At 52.5% G+C, this 18,124-nt stretch carries 19 protein-coding genes; 12 read left to right on the forward strand and 7 right to left on the reverse strand.

Going from position 1 to position 18,124, the window contains the following annotated elements:
* Positions 1-157 precede the first annotated feature (157 nt).
* The gene (locus AMM48_RS07915; RefSeq protein ID WP_102783589.1) at positions 158-463 is read left to right on the forward strand and encodes a cupin domain-containing protein; all 306 of its coding nucleotides are present in this window, start codon (positions 158-160) and stop codon (positions 461-463) included.
* A gap of 63 nt (positions 464-526) precedes the next feature.
* Here the strand turns inward: AMM48_RS07915 and gshB are convergent, their stop codons facing one another.
* On the reverse strand, positions 527-1,471 hold the full coding sequence (gene gshB / locus AMM48_RS07920; protein ID WP_022733665.1) for a glutathione synthase: 945 nt from the start codon (positions 1,469-1,471) through the stop codon (positions 527-529).
* A gap of 237 nt (positions 1,472-1,708) precedes the next feature.
* Between gshB and AMM48_RS07925 the strand changes: the two genes are divergently transcribed.
* The 7 genes from AMM48_RS07925 (at position 1,709) to AMM48_RS07955 (ending at position 8,443) form a co-directional block, all read left to right on the forward strand.
* Positions 1,709-2,404: an outer membrane lipoprotein carrier protein LolA gene (locus tag AMM48_RS07925; protein WP_102783590.1), complete on the forward strand. Its 696-nt coding sequence runs from the start codon at positions 1,709-1,711 to the stop codon at positions 2,402-2,404.
* A 504-nt stretch (positions 2,405-2,908) separates the two neighbouring features.
* Entirely contained in the window at positions 2,909-3,589 is a 681-nt protein-coding gene (locus AMM48_RS07930) for an EI24 domain-containing protein (RefSeq protein ID WP_022733663.1), read from the forward strand.
* Between the two features lie 310 nt (positions 3,590-3,899).
* Positions 3,900-4,397 (forward strand): polymer-forming cytoskeletal protein, encoded by a 498-nt coding sequence (locus tag AMM48_RS07935; RefSeq protein ID WP_240626376.1) that lies wholly within the window; start codon positions 3,900-3,902, stop codon positions 4,395-4,397.
* 64 nt (positions 4,398-4,461) lie between these two features.
* On the forward strand, positions 4,462-4,980 hold the full coding sequence (locus AMM48_RS07940) for a hypothetical protein (RefSeq protein ID WP_146030392.1): 519 nt from the start codon (positions 4,462-4,464) through the stop codon (positions 4,978-4,980).
* A 259-nt stretch (positions 4,981-5,239) separates the two neighbouring features.
* Positions 5,240-5,803 (forward strand): invasion associated locus B family protein, encoded by a 564-nt coding sequence (locus AMM48_RS07945; RefSeq protein WP_022733660.1) that lies wholly within the window; start codon positions 5,240-5,242, stop codon positions 5,801-5,803.
* Positions 5,804-6,097: 294 nt separating this feature from the next.
* Positions 6,098-7,366, forward strand: coding sequence for a 23S rRNA (adenine(2503)-C(2))-methyltransferase RlmN (gene rlmN, locus AMM48_RS07950; RefSeq protein WP_102783593.1), 1,269 nt, complete (start codon positions 6,098-6,100; stop codon positions 7,364-7,366).
* A 186-nt stretch (positions 7,367-7,552) separates the two neighbouring features.
* Positions 7,553-8,443: an EamA family transporter gene (locus AMM48_RS07955; RefSeq protein WP_102783594.1), complete on the forward strand. Its 891-nt coding sequence runs from the start codon at positions 7,553-7,555 to the stop codon at positions 8,441-8,443.
* Between the two features lie 36 nt (positions 8,444-8,479).
* On the opposite strand, the gene AMM48_RS07960 is transcribed toward AMM48_RS07955, so the two are convergent.
* The 3 genes from AMM48_RS07960 to AMM48_RS07970 form a co-directional block, all read right to left on the reverse strand.
* A complete protein-coding gene (locus AMM48_RS07960; protein WP_102783595.1) occupies positions 8,480-8,857 on the reverse strand; it encodes a Dabb family protein in 378 nt (125 codons plus the stop codon).
* A gap of 24 nt (positions 8,858-8,881) precedes the next feature.
* A complete protein-coding gene (locus tag AMM48_RS07965) occupies positions 8,882-10,072 on the reverse strand; it encodes a murein transglycosylase A (protein WP_244271162.1) in 1,191 nt (396 codons plus the stop codon).
* A 338-nt stretch (positions 10,073-10,410) separates the two neighbouring features.
* On the reverse strand, positions 10,411-11,115 hold the full coding sequence (locus AMM48_RS07970; protein WP_022733654.1) for a Tim44/TimA family putative adaptor protein: 705 nt from the start codon (positions 11,113-11,115) through the stop codon (positions 10,411-10,413).
* Positions 11,116-11,468: 353 nt separating this feature from the next.
* Between AMM48_RS07970 and AMM48_RS07975 the strand changes: the two genes are divergently transcribed.
* Together AMM48_RS07975 and secB are read left to right on the forward strand one after the other, a co-directional pair.
* A complete protein-coding gene (locus AMM48_RS07975) occupies positions 11,469-12,065 on the forward strand; it encodes an FxsA family protein (protein WP_102783597.1) in 597 nt (198 codons plus the stop codon).
* A gap of 322 nt (positions 12,066-12,387) precedes the next feature.
* Positions 12,388-12,879: a protein-export chaperone SecB gene (gene secB / locus AMM48_RS07980; protein WP_022733652.1), complete on the forward strand. Its 492-nt coding sequence runs from the start codon at positions 12,388-12,390 to the stop codon at positions 12,877-12,879.
* A 112-nt stretch (positions 12,880-12,991) separates the two neighbouring features.
* On the opposite strand, the gene hemJ is transcribed toward secB, so the two are convergent.
* From hemJ to hemE, 3 genes are all read right to left on the reverse strand, one after another.
* Entirely contained in the window at positions 12,992-13,420 is a 429-nt protein-coding gene (gene hemJ, locus AMM48_RS07985; RefSeq protein ID WP_102783598.1) for a protoporphyrinogen oxidase HemJ, read from the reverse strand.
* Between the two features lie 126 nt (positions 13,421-13,546).
* Positions 13,547-14,656, reverse strand: a complete 1,110-nt coding sequence (gene hemH, locus AMM48_RS07990; protein ID WP_102783599.1) for a ferrochelatase — start codon at positions 14,654-14,656, stop codon at positions 13,547-13,549.
* 237 nt (positions 14,657-14,893) lie between these two features.
* Positions 14,894-15,928 (reverse strand): uroporphyrinogen decarboxylase, encoded by a 1,035-nt coding sequence (gene hemE, locus AMM48_RS07995; RefSeq protein ID WP_101301426.1) that lies wholly within the window; start codon positions 15,926-15,928, stop codon positions 14,894-14,896.
* 686 nt (positions 15,929-16,614) lie between these two features.
* Between hemE and AMM48_RS08000 the strand changes: the two genes are divergently transcribed.
* Both AMM48_RS08000 and AMM48_RS08005 read left to right on the forward strand, forming a co-directional pair.
* Complete coding sequence (locus AMM48_RS08000; protein WP_022733648.1) at positions 16,615-17,439, forward strand: pyruvate, water dikinase regulatory protein; 825 nt, start codon at positions 16,615-16,617, stop codon at positions 17,437-17,439.
* Between the two features lie 65 nt (positions 17,440-17,504).
* The gene (locus AMM48_RS08005) at positions 17,505-18,104 is read left to right on the forward strand and encodes a Maf family protein (protein ID WP_022733647.1); all 600 of its coding nucleotides are present in this window, start codon (positions 17,505-17,507) and stop codon (positions 18,102-18,104) included.
* Positions 18,105-18,124: the final 20 nt, after the last annotated feature.

Consider the following 18,124-nt stretch of genomic DNA (forward strand, 5'->3'; position numbering starts at 1 on the left):
ACAACATGCACAAAAAAGGGCAAGCGACCTTGATCACGTCGCCCAAAACTCGCTTCACGGATGGGCATTCTCAAATTCAGTGATTGAGCTGCAAGGGCAATCGTTTACGCTACGAACATCAAGATACCAACTGGCCGTGACATTGAGGAGAACGCCCTTGGCTTCACAACGCCCCAAAGCAATCCCAACCGTTCAGGTCGATGACGATACCGTTCGCGTGACCGAATGGCATTTTCCCCCGGGTGCGGAAACCGGCGGTCACATCCATGAAATGGACTATGTCGTTGTCCCGATGACCACCGGTGATTTGACCATTGAAATGCACGACGGCACCATCGTCACATCGCCGCTGACTGCTGGGAAATCTTATGCCCGTAAAACCGGCGTTGCCCATAATGTCATTAACGACAACACGTTTGCCTTCACCTTTGTCGAAGTCGAAATCAAACCTGCCGCCAAATAACCAAAAAAGGGCAGGTACCAACTGCACCTGCCCTCCATAAATAGCGTCGCCTGCGGGCTGAACCTACGCCAGCCGGCTGTCAATCGCATCCCAGATCAGGCTTTCAAGCTTTGATCCGTCAAAACGGTTCACTTCCTGCAACCCGGTTGGCGAGGTGACATTGATTTCCGTCATGTAATCGCCAATCACGTCAATCCCGACAAAGATCAGATCGCGCTTTTTAAGTTCCGGGCCGATCCGCTCGCAAATTTCGCGTTCACGGTCGGTCAGCATCGATTTTACCGCCACACCACCAACATGCATGTTTGATCGTGCTTCGCCCTCGGCCGGAACCCGGTTGATCGCGCCAACCGCCTTGCCATCGACCAGAATGATGCGTTTGTCACCTTTGCGCACATCAGGTAAATAGGCCTGCACCATCAGCGGTTCACGCGACTGGGCGGCAAAAATCTCCAGCAGGGAATTTAAGTTTTCATCACCGGGTTTAAGGTGGAACACACCCGCCCCGCCATTGCCAAACAGCGGCTTGACGATGATGTCCTTGTATTCTTCGCGGAAATCCCTGATCCGGGCGGCGGAGCGCGTGATCATGGTCGGCGGCATCAGATCGGGAAACTCGGTGACAAAAATCTTTTCCGGTGCATTGCGCACATGCCCCGGATGGTTGACCACGAAGGTTTCCGGATGGATCGATTCCAGCAAATGGGTTGCTGTGATGTAATTCATGTCAAACGGCGGATCCTGGCGCATCAGGATAACATCGGTTTCCTTTGCCAGGTTAATGATCCTGGCATCGCCCAGCTCATAATGATTGCCCGCTTCATAACGCAAGGTCATCGGTCGGACTTCGGCCAGAACCCGGCCCCGGTCATAAAACATGTCGTCGGGATGATAATGCAAAAGATCATATCCGCGTGACTGGGCCTCAAGGCCCATCACAAAGGTCGAATCGCCTTTGATATCAATGGATTCAATCGGATCCATCTGGATGGCAACGATACGGCTCATGAAATGCGTTCTCCTCTTCACCGGTTTGTATCAGCCATGTCGCAAATACGGCACAAAGCCGCCAATTGTGATCATTTGCGGGCACAGCTTGACCCGGCTGGCCTTCCCGGCCAAATGATGCGATATGTTATTCGCTCTTGTGGGTATTCATTTGGCAGGATTTTTATCATCTGCCATTCATGTTCCGCAATCGCGTTAAGATATTTGTTCCGAAGATCAGGCAGGCAAGACAGGCATATGACGTTTTTCTCCAAATTCTCGCAGACCGCTTTTCATACGTTCGGTAAGAAATCCCGTTCGTTGATGGCCGCCTCCGTGCTGAGTGCCGCGATCGGTCTTGGCGCGATCACAAGTCTTACCTTGCTGCCAAATGCCGCCCATGCGCAGTCTGCTGATATCAGCCCGGAAATGATCAAAAAGATCGAAACCTATATGGGCGATATCACCACTCTTCGGGCTGATTTTGTTCAGATTTCATCGGATGGCGGGGCTGCCGAGGGCAAGCTTTACATGCAACGTCCGGGCAAAATGCGGTTTGAATATAACCCGCCAGCCCAGATATTGCTGGTCTCGACCGGGCATGATTTCATTTACTATGACAAGGAAATCAACGCCCCGACCTATTTCGATATCGATGAAACCCCCGCCGGGATCATTCTGGCTGAAAACATTTCCCTGACCGACAAGGTTAAAATCGTTGATTACCGCCACACGGCCGAAACCATTCGTGTCGAACTGGTGCGTAAATCCGATCCGGGGGCGGGCAGTGTGACCCTGGTGTTTGCCGAAAGCCCCATGCAGTTGCGCCAGTGGATCGTCACCGACCCGACAGGGATCGAAACCACCGTGACCCTTTTCAACACCGAAGAGCACGTTTCTCTTGATCCCGAGCTGTTCAAATTTGATCGCATCTGGCCAAATCAGCGCAACTGACCCGAAAATTTCCATCACCTGACGATCACGATCTGATGAGCGCAAAACCGCTGGTCAAACCGTAAAATGATGCGATTCAAACCCTTGCAGACATTGGGGTTTCGTAACGATCTGCCTATCCCGATCAAATCGTTGCAAACGGCAAAAAATCTTGTGTTTGGGCGCGTGTGATATCTGGCAGAAACCGGCTCTGATCCCTATATGAAAGACTGTCACAAGGTTCCTGATAAATGAATGGAACCCGGTGTGAGGATAAGGTCTCCCCTACCTGTCCTCACGCTCCAGATTAACGGAGCGCTGGCGTTCGGTCTTCCCCCTGGCCGGACGCCTTTTTTTTGCCCAACCCGAACGATATGACGGTTTGCGCATAAAAATGGCCAAAGAAATTCCCCACACAGGCAATAGATTTCACGCGCTGTTAATTTTCATTGCCTACTATTTTAAGGCATGATTCCCTCGTGGCGAGATTTACCGCCAACTGAAGACACAGGACCGACACGTTCGATGATCAATGACTTTATGAAATCCGTCGCGCAATTCTCCGACCCGCGTTTCCGCAAGGTCGTGCTGATCGGTGTTGCTGGCGCGCTGGCAACCATTGTCGGTCTTTGGCTTCTGATCTGGTTCGGACTGAGTTCGATCACCTTCTTTGCCGATGGTGGCTGGCTTGAAAGTGCCGCCGACTGGATTCTTGGCATTGGCCTTGCCGTGCTTGTGGTGCTGTTGTTTCCCGCAGCCACGGTCCTGATCTCGAGCCTTCTGCTCGATCAGATTGCCGATGCGGTCGAAGACAAACATTATCCGACCCTGCCCGAAACCCGCCCGCAACCCATCAGCGAGGCCCTGATCAGCGGTCTGAAATTTGCCGCAACCGCACTGGCCCTTAACATTTTGATATTGCCGCTGCTTTTGGCGGGACCGGTCTATATCATCGCCTTTTACGGCATGAACGGCTATCTTCTGTCGCGTGAATATTTTGAACTGGTCGCCATACGCCGTTATGATGCGCGCACGGTTGAGGCCATCCGCAAAAGCCGCCAGAAAAAGCTATGGCTTGCCGGTGTCGGCCTGACCTTTTTAATGACCATTCCGCTGGTCAATCTGGTCGCACCGATTATCGCCACGGCCTTTATGGTTCATTACTCTGTTCGCCTGGGAACATATGTCCCGGAAACTGCGGTCTAACGCTCTGCAAATTGCTGTCAGACCGCGCGCCCGAATACCGACCCAAATACCGAAACAAATGCTCAAAGGATCTGGTCATCCAATGTTTGGAAAGAAAAAAGCCAACAAAACAGTCGACAGCCGTCCGGCTTCGTCAGATACATCTCCCTCAGGAGAGTCAGGTGCTCTTTCCGCGGCAAACAACGAGACCAAGATCGAGTCTTCTGGCGTCGCCAACAAAAATAGCGTCAATACCGGCCCTGCCGTAAAAACAGAAAAACGTACTGAGCCGCAGCTTTTCAGCAAGCCGCGTACAAAGGATGAACCACAAATGTCCAGTAAACCGCACTCCACCAGCTTCCGCCCGGAAATCCCAAAACGCCCGCTTGAGATTCCAACCCGCGGCAGCTCAGGACGCCCTGCCAGCGCCAGTCACAATTCCGACGGCAAAAAGCTGACAGTTGGTCGTGATATCCGTCTGGCTGGCGAAATCGGTTCTTGCGACGTTTTGGTCGTCGAAGGACACGTTGAAGCCCAGATCAAGGATTGCGCACGTTTGGAAATTTCCAACGGCGGCACCTTTGTCGGTTCAGCCCAGGTTGACGAAGCCGAAATCAGCGGAAAATTTGACGGTGATTTGAACGCCCGCCGCGTTGTGATCATTGGTTCGGCTGAAATCAGCGGCAAAATCACCTACGGTGCACTTCAGATCGAAAATGGCGCACGCATCAAGGGCAGCCTTGATTACGTCGAAAGCAGCGATGATGGCACGTCGCGCAGCGGCAACAGTGCGGCAATCACCATTCCGCGCAAATCGGACGATTCCTGATCCCGTGTTCGCCGTGCGATCAAATATAACCCAGCCCCGAACGCATGCCTGGCGTGCCTTCGGGGTGGTGTTTCTTCTGGCTGTGATCGGCGCAGCGCTCACCGCGTGTGGCGGAAATGCGGTGCCACCGGGCACTACCAATACCAGTTACGGCAAGACAGCAACCAGCACTGTATCTGGTCCCAAAACGGGGACCGTGGCCGGCAGATCGACAAAATCGATCACACAAGACGTCCCGCGCCGTAGCCAAACGCAAAAACCCAAAACCACTCCGAAAAAAACAGCCGCCATTCCGTTTAAACCCATCGCGGCCGAAACGCTTACCGGGTTGTCGGAAAAGGCTGTTTTGGAAAAAGTCGGCGAACCGGAACTGATGCGCGGCGAAGGTGACATCCGCGTCTGGCAATATCGGTCTGATGAATGTTCGTTTGATATGTTCTTTTCGCCCGCTGCACAGTCAGATGCCAAAACCGATGACCGCGAATTGCATCATATGCTGGCCCGAATGCGCCGCGGGAACGAAAAAATCTCCATCCAGGACTGTCTTGATCAGGTGCGGAAACAACGTCTTTCGCGCGGATAACATCTTGGTTTTAGGGTTTGAACCCAATTGAATGCCGATTTCGCCGATACGATCTGATTTCCTTGGTTGAATATTTACCTTTTGTTGGCAGGGTCGATAAGCAACCTCATAAATTCGCCACATCAGGCGACTTTATTCGTCCAGTCATGGTCCTTTAGGGTCTGTACGCAATTGAATGGCTAAACACGTTTTAGAACAGTCCATTGCGTACAGACCCTAAGGGCCCGTCCCGAAACTTCTAGACACGATACGCGACCTCATGAAAAAACACGCCCATCGTCTCGTCAGAACTTCGCTGGCTGCTGCCTTTATCGCGCTGATAAGCACTTTCTGCGTGGCAGTCCCTGTCACCAGCGCACAGGCTCAAAACACTCCCAAGCTGATTGATGTCTTCGGCAAATGGGAAGCCTATACCTATTCCGAGAAAGGCCAAAAAGTCTGCTATATGGGCAGTCAGCCAACCTCGGCAAAAGGTGATTATACCCAACGTGGACGGATTTACGCGATGGTCACCCATCGTCCGTCGCTTAAGCTTCTCAACGAAGTCAGCTTCATCACCGGCTATACCTATAAGTCTGATAGCAAGGTGGATCTCCGAATCGATTCCACATCCTTCAAGCTGTTCACCCATGATGATTCCGCATGGGCCTCGACCAGCGAAGGCGATCAGAAATTGATTAAGGCCATGAAAGCCGGGTCAACGATGGTTGTTGTCGGCTACTCATCGCGTGACACCAAAACCACAGACACCTATTCATTGTCCGGGTTTACTGCCGCCTATAACGCGATTTCAAAGGCTTGCAGCGTCAAGCCGGTGAACTAGGCACAGCTTAGGGGTCAGGCTAGATAAACGCAGGGGTTCACCTTCTGCGATACGCATTACAACCGTGATTGCGCATGCGCGATGGCTGCAATGTGAAATTTATCATTTCTAAATTGGCTCAGCCCCGCTATATGCGGGGCTGAGTTCATTGCATTTGGATTTTGCGTGCCCGCGCACGCGCTCTGATCGATTTTCTGCTATGATCACGAAAACACAAGGTACGTTGTGCGTGATCGGCAAAATCACCAGATAGCAACATGACACACGACCACCAGAACCAAGAGAGAGACCGGGATGACCGACGTCCTGACTGAAAACGCATCCGCACTTCCAGCCGACGCCAGCACCGGCACGTCTGGCACTGGCACGTCCGGCACAAGCGGTCCTTCGCTGTCCGACTTCGTCACGCGCGCCGCCAACGGGCAGGCAGCCGACGGGCGTCGTGATCTGGTGGGCATTCCCCGCGAAGAACTGACCGAACTGATGGCCGCCATGGGCGAAAGCAAGTTCCGCGTCAAACAGCTGTGGAACTGGGTCTATTACCGTGGTGTCACCGACATCGAGGACATGACCAACATTTCCAAGAAACTGCGTGACCGTCTGGCACAAGATTTCTATGTCGGGCGTCCGGTCCTTACTGCCGATCAGAAAAGTACGGATGACACCCATAAATGGCTGATGAAGTTCCATGACGGGAATGAAGCCGAAACTGTCTATATCCCGGACCGGAATGAGGACCGCGGTGCGGTGTGCATTTCATCGCAAGTCGGCTGCACGCTGACCTGTAAGTTCTGCCACACCGGTACCCAGCTTCTGGTGCGCAACCTGACACCGGGTGAAATCGTCAGTCAGTTCATGATTGCGCGTGATAGTTACGGCGAATGGCCAACCCCGTCGAATGGCATCCGCCGTCTGTCAAACATCGTGATGATGGGCATGGGCGAACCACTATTTAACTATGAAAACGTCCGCGATGCGCTGCGCATTGCCATGGACGGCGAAGGCATTTCGATCTCGCGCCGCCGTGTGACGCTGTCGACATCCGGTGTGGTGCCTGAAATCGTGCGCTGTGGCGAAGAACTTGGTGTTGGTCTGGCAATTTCACTACATGCGCCCGAAGACGACCTGCGCAATGAAATCATGCCGATCAACAAGAAATACCCGCTCAAGGAATTGATGGATGCCTGCCGTCATTATCCTGGCATGTCCAATTCGCGGCCGATCACCATGGAATACGTGATGCTCAAGGGCATTAATGACAAGCCCGAGCATGCCCGTGCACTGGCCAAACTGGTCAAAGGCGTTCACTGCAAGTTCAACCTGATCCCGTTCAACAAATGGCCGGGATCGGATTACGAATGCACGCCGACCAATGACATCAAGAAGTTCGCCCAGATTCTGCTTGATAACGGCTATGAAGCCCCAATCCGCTGGCCGCGCGGGCGCGATATTCTCGCCGCCTGTGGTCAGCTTAAATCCGAAAGCCAGCGTCAGCGCAAATCACGCGTTGGTGGCTGTGCCAAACCGGATGCTGGCAATGACGGTGTGGTTGCTGCGCAATAAGCCGCCCTCCGACAAAACTCTCAGACAGATCAACACCGGATGGCCCCGCTATCCGGTGTTTTTATATGGTGGGTCCTTTTCACATCCTTGCGCAAAAGTGTCACCCTGACATTGTTTTGATTGTCGAACCTCTCTGGGCAACATAGCGTGATCTTCCCCACGAAATGGTCACAAGGTTTCAGACACATGTCGTTCGGTCAGTTTTTTGCTCTCCTTCTGGTTGTCACCATCTGGGGTGCGAATTTCACCGTCATCAAACTGGGTCTTGGCGAAATGCCGCCCATTTTGCTGTCATCCCTGCGCTTTGCCTTTGCTGCCTTACCGGCCGTATTTTTCCTGCCCAAACCCAAATGCCACTGGAAATATGTGGTTGGCTTTGGCGTGGTGCTGGGCTGTATCAAGTTTTCATTGCTGTTTCTGGGCATGGATCTTGGGCTATCGGCAGGGATTTCGTCGCTGGTTTTACAGCTTCAGGCGTTCTTTACCGTCATCCTTGGCTTTTTCGTGCTCGGCGAAAAAATCGGTCCCCATCGCATCGTTGCGATGGTCGTTGCCTTTTGCGGTGTTTGCGTGTTGCTGCTGGTCTCGGACGGCTCCATCACCGCCATTGGTCTGACCCTTGTGATTGCCGCCGCAGCCGCCTGGGGGGTCGCCAACATCATTATGAAACAGGCCGGACCGATCAAGATGCTGTCTTTTGTCGTCTGGGCCAGTCTGGTGCCACCCATCCCGCTTGCGATCCTGTCATTCCTGACCGAAGACCGCGCCAGCCTTGCCCTGTTTACCGACCAGATCAGCTGGATTGGGGTTGGGTCGGTTCTGTATCTGGCCTATCCGGTGACATTGTTGGGCTTTGCCATCTGGGGCCGGTTGCTCTCGACCCTGCCGGTCGGGCTGGTCGCACCGTTTAGCCTGCTGGTGCCGATTGTCGGCATGGCAACATCGGCCCTTGTTCTGGGCGAGGATTTCGGACCAATCAAGATCGTCTCGGCCATTCTGGTCATGACCGGTTTGTTGATTAACGTTTTTGGGGCAAGGCTGATGGCGCTATTTCCGGCCAGAAACACAACTTTTTAGCTACACAGGATCATTTATATGATTCTATTTTGAAAATTAAACCCAGCGCAACTGTGGCTTTTTATTCCGGTCTTTTAAGGGTTCCACCCCCGGTGTTCGAATATCTCTGACATCAACGTTCATCACCAAAATCCCGCCAAGCCCACCCACGGTAATATCGGAAAGGCGGCGACCAACATGGTCGCGATCAAGCTCCGCCAAATAGGTATCACGTGATTTTTCATCACAAAAATCAATGGTGTAGCCATGGGTAAAGCCCTGACTCATGCCGCTGCCGGGTTTTTTCGGCCCACCGCCAAAGGCAATTGCGCCGGGCACGGCCAGCGCAGCTTTTTCCATCTGGCTGATGATCAGGTCAACACTGGCCAGATCAACATCGCTGGCAACCTGCAACAGAACAATATGGCGTAACATTACAACGCTTTTTCCATCCAAACCCTACTGATCCGGCCACTGAGCAGAATCAATTACTTTGGGCAGTAAAATGAATTTCTGACCGGTTCTATTCATATGTCCGGCAAACAGGGCCGCGTCTTCCCCCGGGCCAAAGAATATATCCCCGCGCACCGGCCCACGAATGGCCCCGCCGGTGTCTTGTGCCACCATCAAACGATGAAACGTGCGATCCGCATTCATCGGATCAGACGTTTCCAGCCACACCGGAACGCCCATCGCATGGAACCGGCGATCCACCGCCAACGACCGGCCAGGTTCAAGTGCCACCCCTTGCGATCCCAGCGGCCCGGCATCGGGATCATCGGGATCGGTTTTAAGCGGCTGGAAAAAGACAAAGGATGCATTGGTGTTCATCACCGCATCGGCCTCATCAGGATTGTCATGCAGCCATTTGCGGATCGTCTGAAGCGACACGGTTTCCCGCGTTAACGCCCCACGGTCGATCAACTCACGGCCAATCGCGTAATAGGCCTGCCCATTGGTCGCGGCATAACCCACCCGCAATACGCTGTCATCGGGTAAAACCACGCGCCCCGATCCCTGAATTTGCAGGAAAAACGCATCGACCGCATCATCAACCCAAACCATTTCAAGATCACGCCCCGAAAGCGCACCACCTTCGATTTCAGCCCGGTCGTAATAGGGTTTCAAACTGCTGCCCGACAGGCGCCCGACCAGCTTTTTGCCTTTAAGCTCGTCACTAAACTCGCCGAGATCGACCGACACCATGTCATCGGGTTTAAGATAGATCGCTGTCTGATATTTGCCGTCCCGCGTCAGGTTGCCGCGCAGTTCCGGCTCATAATATCCGGTAAACAGCCCCTCGGATGTTTTGCCATTGCCGACAAGATACGGGGTGAAATCACTTTGGAAGAACGCGCGTGCATCGTCTTTACGCAGGGTATCAGCATCCAGTGCAAGCGCGGTATCACATACCCCGCGCCACTGGCCAATCGTCCCCATACGGGCATCTGGACCAACCCCACGGTCATCAGAACGTCGGACCATCGCCCGGCATGACCGCTGAAACGCACGGACCGATCCGCGCATGTCATCGCGTTGCCAGCCATCAAGTTGGCCATACGGCACCGCGCGCAGGGTCAATTCTTCTTTTTGTGGGGCCGGTTCCTTCGTCGTTTCTGTGATCAACCCGCTAATATCGGGCCAAAACATCCACACAAGGGCACATATTGCCCCAATGAAAATCGACAAAAAAGAAAGGCTGCGCGACAGAACCAAACGTCTTTTCAAGATGGAACCCGTTAAATGCAAAGGCCAAAAATACGAAACCCGCGCTGTCGCAAACACACAACATCACGCCAGTCGGATTTTCCAGAAACATGTTTAACAAGCCGATAATCTTGAACCGCTGTTTTGCCGTCAAACCGCAATAAAAAGCTGATTTCCACGTGGCTCATTAAAAGTGGCCCATTAAAAAAGGCGACCCGTCTGATGCGGGTCGCCTGATATCGTGTGTTTGGATGGAACCGGTTACGCGACGGTGCGTCAGATTACTCCGACGGTTCGTCTTCCGGGGTTTCGGTTGCCACCAGCTGCCAATTCGGATCATTGTTTTGCGTATTGCGCGCAAACGTCCAAAGATCTTCGGCTTCAACCACTTGATTGGGATCGCCCGAAACAACATCGCCTTCGGCATTGCGAATGACCGAGACTTCTTCGGAAACAAATTTGACCGTCACATACGCCGTACGCTCTTCAAAGCTGGCATCATGGATCGTCGCACTTTTAATTCCGACCAGTGTCGTTTCCTCGTGCTCACCCTTTTCAGAGCGCGCATCGATCGCCGCAGAGAAATTCTTGTAAACCTCGGCCGACAGAAGCGGGTTAAGCGCGTCCTTGTCGCCCTTGGCGAAATACTCAACAATCATTTCAAACGCCATGCGCGCACCATTAAGAAAATCTTGCTGGGTAAAGCTCGGATCAGCCTTTTGAATTTTCTGCAACGTTGCGAACGTGCCAGATGGAACATCTGACTGCGCATCTGCGTTTTCAGAATCCGGCAGGCGATAAACGTTATCGGTCTGCGGCGCAGCGCCATTCTGGGCGGTGCTGCCATTGTCTTCGTGCTTTTGACGGCCAAAGACATCGGACTGGTTCTGTTTCTCGTTACCGGTACGACGGCCAAGAACACCGCGCAAACGCAGCACGAGAAAAACAGCGATCAGAGCGAAAAGAAAAATATCGAAATATTGCAAGATCCGGACTCTTGATCTTTGAGGTTTCAAAAAAGGTCGCGTTTAACAAAACGACCGTGGACGAGAAATGGTATGAACCCAACCAAATGCAAGGGCAACCAATCATCACACCTTAAATGTGATCATCTTCACCCTCGAAGATGTCTGTTGCAGACAAACTGCCGTAATTTCGTCGCGTTATATATTTAATTGTTCGACAATTAGTTATCTACAGAGCATAGCAGATTAATCGGAAATAACTGAAATCCAAGTTGTTTTCTGTAATAATTATTCAGATGAACGTGATCTGGCGGTGACATCCGCCGCAAATGTCGAACCAACAAGCGGGTCATTCCCCAAATATCGGAGCAATAATGGGCGTGTATTTTCTGGCCATCTTTGTCGCCATGCCGATCATTGAGATCGCCGTATTTATTCAAGCAGGCGAAGTCATCGGTCTGTGGCCGACCATTGGTGTGGTTATTCTGACCGCAATTCTTGGCACCACGCTGATGCGTGCCCAGGGATTGCAAACACTGGCCAAAGCACAAAGCCAGATGGATCAGGGTGAAATGCCCATCGGCGCGATGTTTGACGGGATTTGCATTCTGGTGGCTGGCGTGTTGCTGCTAACCCCGGGCTTTGTCACCGATACCATGGGCTTCCTGCTTCTGATCCCGCCGCTCCGTCAGGTTGTCGGCGCAAAACTGATCATGAAGCTGGTCCAGTCGGGCAATATCCGTACGAACTTTGGCGGCGGGGCCGGTGGCGCGGGTCATCCAGGTGGTCCGGGTGGTCCAGGTCGCACTGGCGGCGGTCAAAACTCCCGTCGTCCGGGCAGCGGACCGATCATTGATGGCGACTTCGAAGATGTCAGCCCCGATGATAAGCCGTCATCAGCAAATGACGACAAAAAGGACAGCAACGATCCTGATCAGGGCCCGCGCAATTTGCCCCCGCACAATTCATAAGAAAATCACACGACCAAGCCCATCAGAACATGTTGCCTGTCATTTCCGGGTCATCGCCCGGTTTTGACATGGCAGCATTGATGATTGCCCGGTAGAACCGCAGAACCGTGGGCTTTACACGGCATCTGATTGGCTTGCCCGCATGGTTAAGACATGCTACCCCAGATCATCTGCCGCAGGGTTGCGGCGTCAGAAACAAGCATTTCAGCCGGTATTGTTCAATATCGAACGCCACATTTACACAAATTTGCGGTGTGCTCTGTCCTTCGGGCCTGAATGGCTTATTTCTGATCAAGACCGACTTTAATGGGAGCGAAACTTAATGGCCGAGAATACCACTGGTGCAGAGCAGGGCGGCGAACAGAAGCCCGCGGCAAATCCGATTACGATCCATACCCAGTACATCAAGGATCTTTCGTTTGAAAATCCGAATGCACCGGAAAGCGTTGCGCTTCAGCAGCAGCCAAAGATCAACATCGATGTCGATGTCGAAGCCCGCACCACCCAGGATCAGAAGCTTCATGAAGTGACCCTTAAAATCAACGTCAAAGCCGACGTTGCCGATAAGGTCGCCTTCATTGCCGAACTTCAGTATGGCGCTGTTGTGACGCTGAATGTCGAAGAACAGCACCGCCTGCCAGTTCTGATGATCGAAGTGCCGCGTCTTCTGTTCCCCTATGTGCGCAAAATCGTATCAGACCTGACCGCCGATGGTGGCTTCCCGCCGCTGATGATGCAGCAGATTGATTTTGCTGATCTTTTCCGTAAGAAATTCGCCAAGCAGATGGACGGCCAGCCTGCGGGCAACGCCTGATCCTCTATTTGGTACGATACCAAAACGAAGGCCGCCAATCTGGCGGCCTTTTTATTTTAATATCGTAATAAATAATCACTACTGACCGAAAGTACCGGGTCCAAAAGCGTGATCAGAACGGACGTGCGATCACCATAAAGACGATGATAACCATCAGGATCGTCGGGACTTCGTTGAAAATCCTGAAGAATTTCTGGGATTTGGTATTGGCATCGGCCTCAAACGCCCGGCGATAGCGCGCCAGCATCATGTGCGATACCGTCATCAGAACCACACACAGCAATTTGACGTGGAACCAGCCTTCGGTCATCACACCGGCTGCATGGATCAAATAACCGCCAAAAATCCATGACGCGATCATCGCCGGATTCATGATGGCGCGCAACAAACGCCGTTCCATCACCTTGAATTTCTCACTGGCTTCCGAGCCGGGTGCGACCTCGCAGTGATAGACATAAAGACGCGGCAAATAAAGCAGCCCCGCCATCCAGGCAATAATGCTGATGACATGCAGGGATTTGATAACGCTGTAACTGTCCATCTCTCTCTTCTCTGAATGACGTTTGCGGATGGGATGGTTGTCGTAATCTTCGCGATACCAAAACCATATCAGCAAACAGGCCGGTTCCTAAGCGGTAACCGGCCTTATTTTTAACGATGTCTTTGCTTATGCGCCGCCAGGTTGCTTGGCAACCGCACAGGAATGTTCATCCGGGCACCACCAACCGCGCGTTTCAACCGTGTAATCATCCGATCCGTTTTGATCGAGTTCAACTTGCGTTTGTTTCACAACCGAAACCAAACCGTTAATGAACTTCGGATGTGAGCACACGGTGCGGACCCGTTCATAGATCGGCACGTTTTTCTCATGCGCCAGCTCGCCGTATTCGATATCAAGCTCAACCAGCGTTTCGGAATGTTCGGTGACAAAGGCAATCGGCACAATCACGAGCCCGACACCTTCTTTGCCGGCTCGCTCGATCTCGGTTTCGGTCGAAGGACCAATCCATTCCATCGGCCCAACCCGGCTTTGATAGCAAACCTTCCAGTCAAGCCCTTCAATTGCGAGTTTCTCAACAACCGCGGCAGAGGTTTTTTCAATCTGCGACTGATAGGGATCACCGCGCTTGGTGATCACCGCCTTGGGCACACCGTGGGCTGAGAACAACAACCGTGGAGCGGCAATACCAAGTTCTTTGGCCTTTGCCACTGCCGTATCATATCCCGTTTTGATCATCTCGGCCGAGGCATCGATAAAGCCCGGATTGGTCGGATAGCAGCATGCGGTTTTAATCGGCGCGCTTAGCCCCACCTTATGGCACGCCCGTTTCCAATCCTTGACTGACGATCCGCTGGTGGTGGTTGAAAATTGCGGATACAGCGGAAGCAGAATTTGTTCATCCGCGCCCCATGCCTTGACCTCAGCAGCCGTCTGATCGGCAAACGGCTTCCAATAGCGCATGGCGATGAAACAGCGGTTTTCGTACTTGGTATCATCCTCATCGGCATTCAACGCCGCCTGAAGGGCATCTGCCTGTTCTTGCGTTAATTCCAGAAGTGGTGATTTACCCCCGATATGGGCATAGATTTCCTGTGCGACCGGTGCACGGCGATGTGAAATCAATTTGGCCAGCAAATATCGAAACGGGTTCGGCAGGCTAATAATCGCCGGGTCATTGAATAGATTGAACAAAAACGGCTCGACCGCTTCCGGGCTGTCCGGCCCACCGAGATTGAAAAGAACAATAGCGCGTTTCTTACGCATCGTTTCGGACATTTGGCGTATCCTTCATGGCGTTTTGACCAGTTCCCGACAAACCGGAAGTCAATTGATGGATAAAACCCGCTCCGCTCCGGACCTATTCTGGTCAAACAAGTCGCGGACGCAACGGAATTAACCCACTATACGCATTGAATTTTCCAATCGATTTGATTGATTTCAAAAATCACAAAATAAAACGCAGTTATTTCAGTTCATTCATCGCCGGACGGCTGAAATAACTGCGTGCAGGTCTTATTGGCTGCGGATGAATTTCACCAGCTTATCGACATTATCGGGCGAGGTTTCAGGGGTAATGCCATGGCCAAGATTGAAAATAAACGGCCCGTTTTTCAGCGTTTCAAGGATACGGCGCGTTTCATCGATCATTTCATCACCACCAGTGATCAAATACATCGGATCAAGGTTGCCCTGTACGGGGCCAAGCTTCTGAAGGTTTTCTGCGACCCATTTCAACGGGACACCACTATCAAGCCCGACCGCAGTCACACCTGTTTGTTGCTTAAAATCAATCATGTGCAATCCGGCACCACGCGGAAAGCCAATGATCGGCAAATCCGGGTGGACGGCGCGCAAACTGGCAACAATCTTTTTGGTCGGCTCAATCACCCAGCGTTTAAAGCCGTTTTCCGACAAAACGCCACCCCAGGTTTCAAACAGCTGGATGCATTCCGCCCCGGCCTCAACCTGTTTGAGCAAATATTGCGTTGTCGCCTCAACCACAATATCAATCAGCTGATCGAACCCTTTGGGGTCGCCATAGGCAAACCGACGGATATTGGCAAAATCCTTACTGCCTTTGCCTTCGACCATATAGGTCGCCACAGTCCACGGACCTCCTGCGAACCCAATGAGGGCGGTATGGTCGGGAATGGCGTCAGACAGCTTTGAAACGGTCTCATAGATGGGTCCAAGCGATGCATGGATGCCATCAATCGACAATCTGCCAAGGCCTGAAGCATCTCGGATGGGCTCAAGCTGTGGGCCTTCACCCTGCTTGAAGGCCAAATGCTGTCCAAGTGCCTTCGGAATAACGAGGATATCGGAGAACAGAATTGCCGCATCGAAGTCATAGCGCCGAAGCGGCTGCAAGGTGACTTCGCAGGCAAGATCAGGATTGTAGCAAAGATCAAGGAACGACCCTGCCTCGGCACGTGTCGCTCGGTATTCCGGAAGATAGCGACCGGCTTGGCGCATCAGCCAGATGGGTGGCACCGGCAGTGTTTCACCATTCAGGGCACGCAAGAAAGTCTTATTCGAATTGGGCATCTGGTTTCCTGTTTCTCTGTCCCGATCGGTTTTTATCGCTGACCAATGCCTGACCCCCGTGCTCAGTGCCCGTGGCTCAGAATTTGATCTTCTGATCCCGTTAATTTTGTCCTGTGGCCTTGGCCGGGACGTTTTCCACGTTCTGCCTACCAAACCCTTATTTAATTAAAAAGGATGTTGTTTGTAGGTGGATACCTGTGGATAACAGGGATTAAATTTAACGCACAGTTTATTCACAATTCGACTCGGGAAAAATGATCCATCTCAAGCGGTCTTGGGGAAAACTGGGGACGACTCCGAACGACTCCCAGACTCTGCCTTGGGATAAGCCCGTTTTGAAGAGTGGGGATAACGTGGATAAAGCTGGTTTTTGCCTCTTTATCCCTGCTATTACGGGAAAAAATAATCAGTTATCCCGCTCGGGACAGAGGGTATGAGAAACTTTGTATGACGGGGAGGATAAATCCTGTGGAAAAAATGGACCCGGAGTCGCACCCGTTATCCACATTAATCCACAGGGGCGACTCCGCACCCCTAACCCCGGGTTGGACTAATATACCTTATCCATCCGTCTAGTGATCGAAATATCGAACACCTAAAATAAAAGGTGCAAAAATCGCTTGGGCGGCAAAAAGTGGATAACTACGTGCTTGCATCGCTAAAAATCGCCAAAAGACGGATGGGCCATGGCTGAAACAGATAAAATTTTCCACCTTCATCTGGTTTCCGATTCCACCGGCGAGACGGTTGACGGGGTGGCACGGGCCTGTATTGCCCAGTTTCCTGATGTCCGGGCCCATGAACATGTCTGGTCGCTGATCAGAACCGACGCCCAGCTGGCGCGCGTCTTGGCCGATATTGAACGCAATCCGGGCATTGTCCTTTACACCGTGTTTGACAGCGAAATCCGCCGCAAACTCGAAGAAGGCTGTCGCCGGTTACAAGTTCCGCACAGCCACGTTCTTGATAATACCGTGACCATGATGGCCGGTTATTTGGGGCAGCAATCGCGTGGCCGCACGGGTGCGCTTCATAAAATGGACGAGGAATATTTCAGCCGGATCGAGGCCATTGATTACACCCTGTCGCATGATGACGGGCAGTCTGGCTGGGATCTGGAAGAAGCCGATGTGGTGATTGTTGGTGTTTCGCGCACGTCAAAAACCCCGACTTCGGTCTATCTGGCCAATCGCGGGATTAAAACCGCCAATATTCCGTTTGTGCCGGGCTGTCCGCTGCCGCCCGATCTTGATCAGCTTAAAAAGCCGCTGATTGTTGGTTTGATCAAGGATGTCGATCAGCTGGTTTCGATCCGTAAAAACCGCCTGCGCCAAATCGACCGCGGCGAGGGCGGGGATTATGTCGACCCGGTTGCCGTGCGTGACGAAGTTCATCAGGCGCGACGCTATTTTACCGATCGCAGTTGGAAGATTATCAATGTCACCCGCCGCTCCATCGAAGAAACGGCGGCCATGATCATGGCCACCATGTATGACCGGCGTGGTCATTAGGGCCGCAGTTACACATGCACACATATATAGTGTGACGCAAAATTCTTGAATTTGGGAAGTACCGCATGAACCACCGCCTCATTCTGGCCTCCAGCAGCAAAACCCGCCACGCCATGCTTAAAAATGCCGGGGTCGATTGCGATGCCATTGCCTCGATGATTGACGAGGAAGGCTATAAACAATCAATGAAGGCCGAGGGTGCCAATGCGGCCGAAGCCGCCGAAACCCTGGCGGAAATGAAGGCGCTGCGCATGTATCGCCAGCAACCCGACGGTATTGTGATTGCTGCCGATCAGATGCTCGAATGCAATGGCATCTGGTTTGATAAGCCCAAAGACCGCGACAATACCCGCGCACAGCTTCTGGCCCTGCGCGGTAAAACCCATCAATTGGTCTCAGCCGCTGTTATATATAAAGAAGGCTCACGCATATGGGGCACGATTGATACCGCCCATCTGACCATGCGCAATTTCACCGAAGAATGGCTTGATTGGTATCTTGATGCCGCGGGCGAGGACATCTTTGACTGTGTCGGCGGTTATCAGCTTGAAGGTATCGGTGCCCAGCTGTTTACCGAGGTGCGCGGTGATTACTTTACCGTTCTGGGCTTGCCACTCTTGCCCCTGATCGGTTTTTTGCGTGATCATGGTGTGCTGAAAGCTTAATAATAGCAGTGGCATAGAAC

It is taken from the genome of Thalassospira sp. GB04J01 (genome assembly GCF_000751115.1).
Classification (GTDB): Bacteria; Pseudomonadota; Alphaproteobacteria; order Rhodospirillales; family Thalassospiraceae; genus Thalassospira; species Thalassospira lucentensis.

Bases quoted from the DNA above. Each gene is read 5' to 3' on its own strand.
- AMM48_RS07930 (WP_022733663.1), top strand. From the start codon at position 2,909: ATGATCAATGACTTTATGAAATCCGTCGCGCAATTCTCCGACCCGCGT.
- AMM48_RS07945 (WP_022733660.1), top strand. From the start codon at position 5,240: ATGAAAAAACACGCCCATCGTCTCGTCAGAACTTCGCTGGCTGCTGCC.
- AMM48_RS08000 (WP_022733648.1), top strand. From the start codon at position 16,615: ATGGCTGAAACAGATAAAATTTTCCACCTTCATCTGGTTTCCGATTCC.
- hemJ (WP_102783598.1), bottom strand. From the start codon at position 13,420: ATGGACAGTTACAGCGTTATCAAATCCCTGCATGTCATCAGCATTATT.
- rlmN (WP_102783593.1), top strand. From the start codon at position 6,098: ATGACCGACGTCCTGACTGAAAACGCATCCGCACTTCCAGCCGACGCC.
- hemH (WP_102783599.1), bottom strand. From the start codon at position 14,656: ATGTCCGAAACGATGCGTAAGAAACGCGCTATTGTTCTTTTCAATCTC.
- AMM48_RS07960 (WP_102783595.1), bottom strand. From the start codon at position 8,857: ATGTTACGCCATATTGTTCTGTTGCAGGTTGCCAGCGATGTTGATCTG.
- AMM48_RS08005 (WP_022733647.1), top strand. From the start codon at position 17,505: ATGAACCACCGCCTCATTCTGGCCTCCAGCAGCAAAACCCGCCACGCC.
- gshB (WP_022733665.1), bottom strand. From the start codon at position 1,471: ATGAGCCGTATCGTTGCCATCCAGATGGATCCGATTGAATCCATTGAT.
- AMM48_RS07955 (WP_102783594.1), top strand. From the start codon at position 7,553: ATGTCGTTCGGTCAGTTTTTTGCTCTCCTTCTGGTTGTCACCATCTGG.
- AMM48_RS07925 (WP_102783590.1), top strand. From the start codon at position 1,709: ATGACGTTTTTCTCCAAATTCTCGCAGACCGCTTTTCATACGTTCGGT.
- AMM48_RS07965 (WP_244271162.1), bottom strand. From the start codon at position 10,072: ATGTTTTGGCCCGATATTAGCGGGTTGATCACAGAAACGACGAAGGAA.
- AMM48_RS07935 (WP_240626376.1), top strand. From the start codon at position 3,900: ATGTCCAGTAAACCGCACTCCACCAGCTTCCGCCCGGAAATCCCAAAA.
- AMM48_RS07975 (WP_102783597.1), top strand. From the start codon at position 11,469: ATGGGCGTGTATTTTCTGGCCATCTTTGTCGCCATGCCGATCATTGAG.
- hemE (WP_101301426.1), bottom strand. From the start codon at position 15,928: ATGCCCAATTCGAATAAGACTTTCTTGCGTGCCCTGAATGGTGAAACA.
- secB (WP_022733652.1), top strand. From the start codon at position 12,388: ATGGCCGAGAATACCACTGGTGCAGAGCAGGGCGGCGAACAGAAGCCC.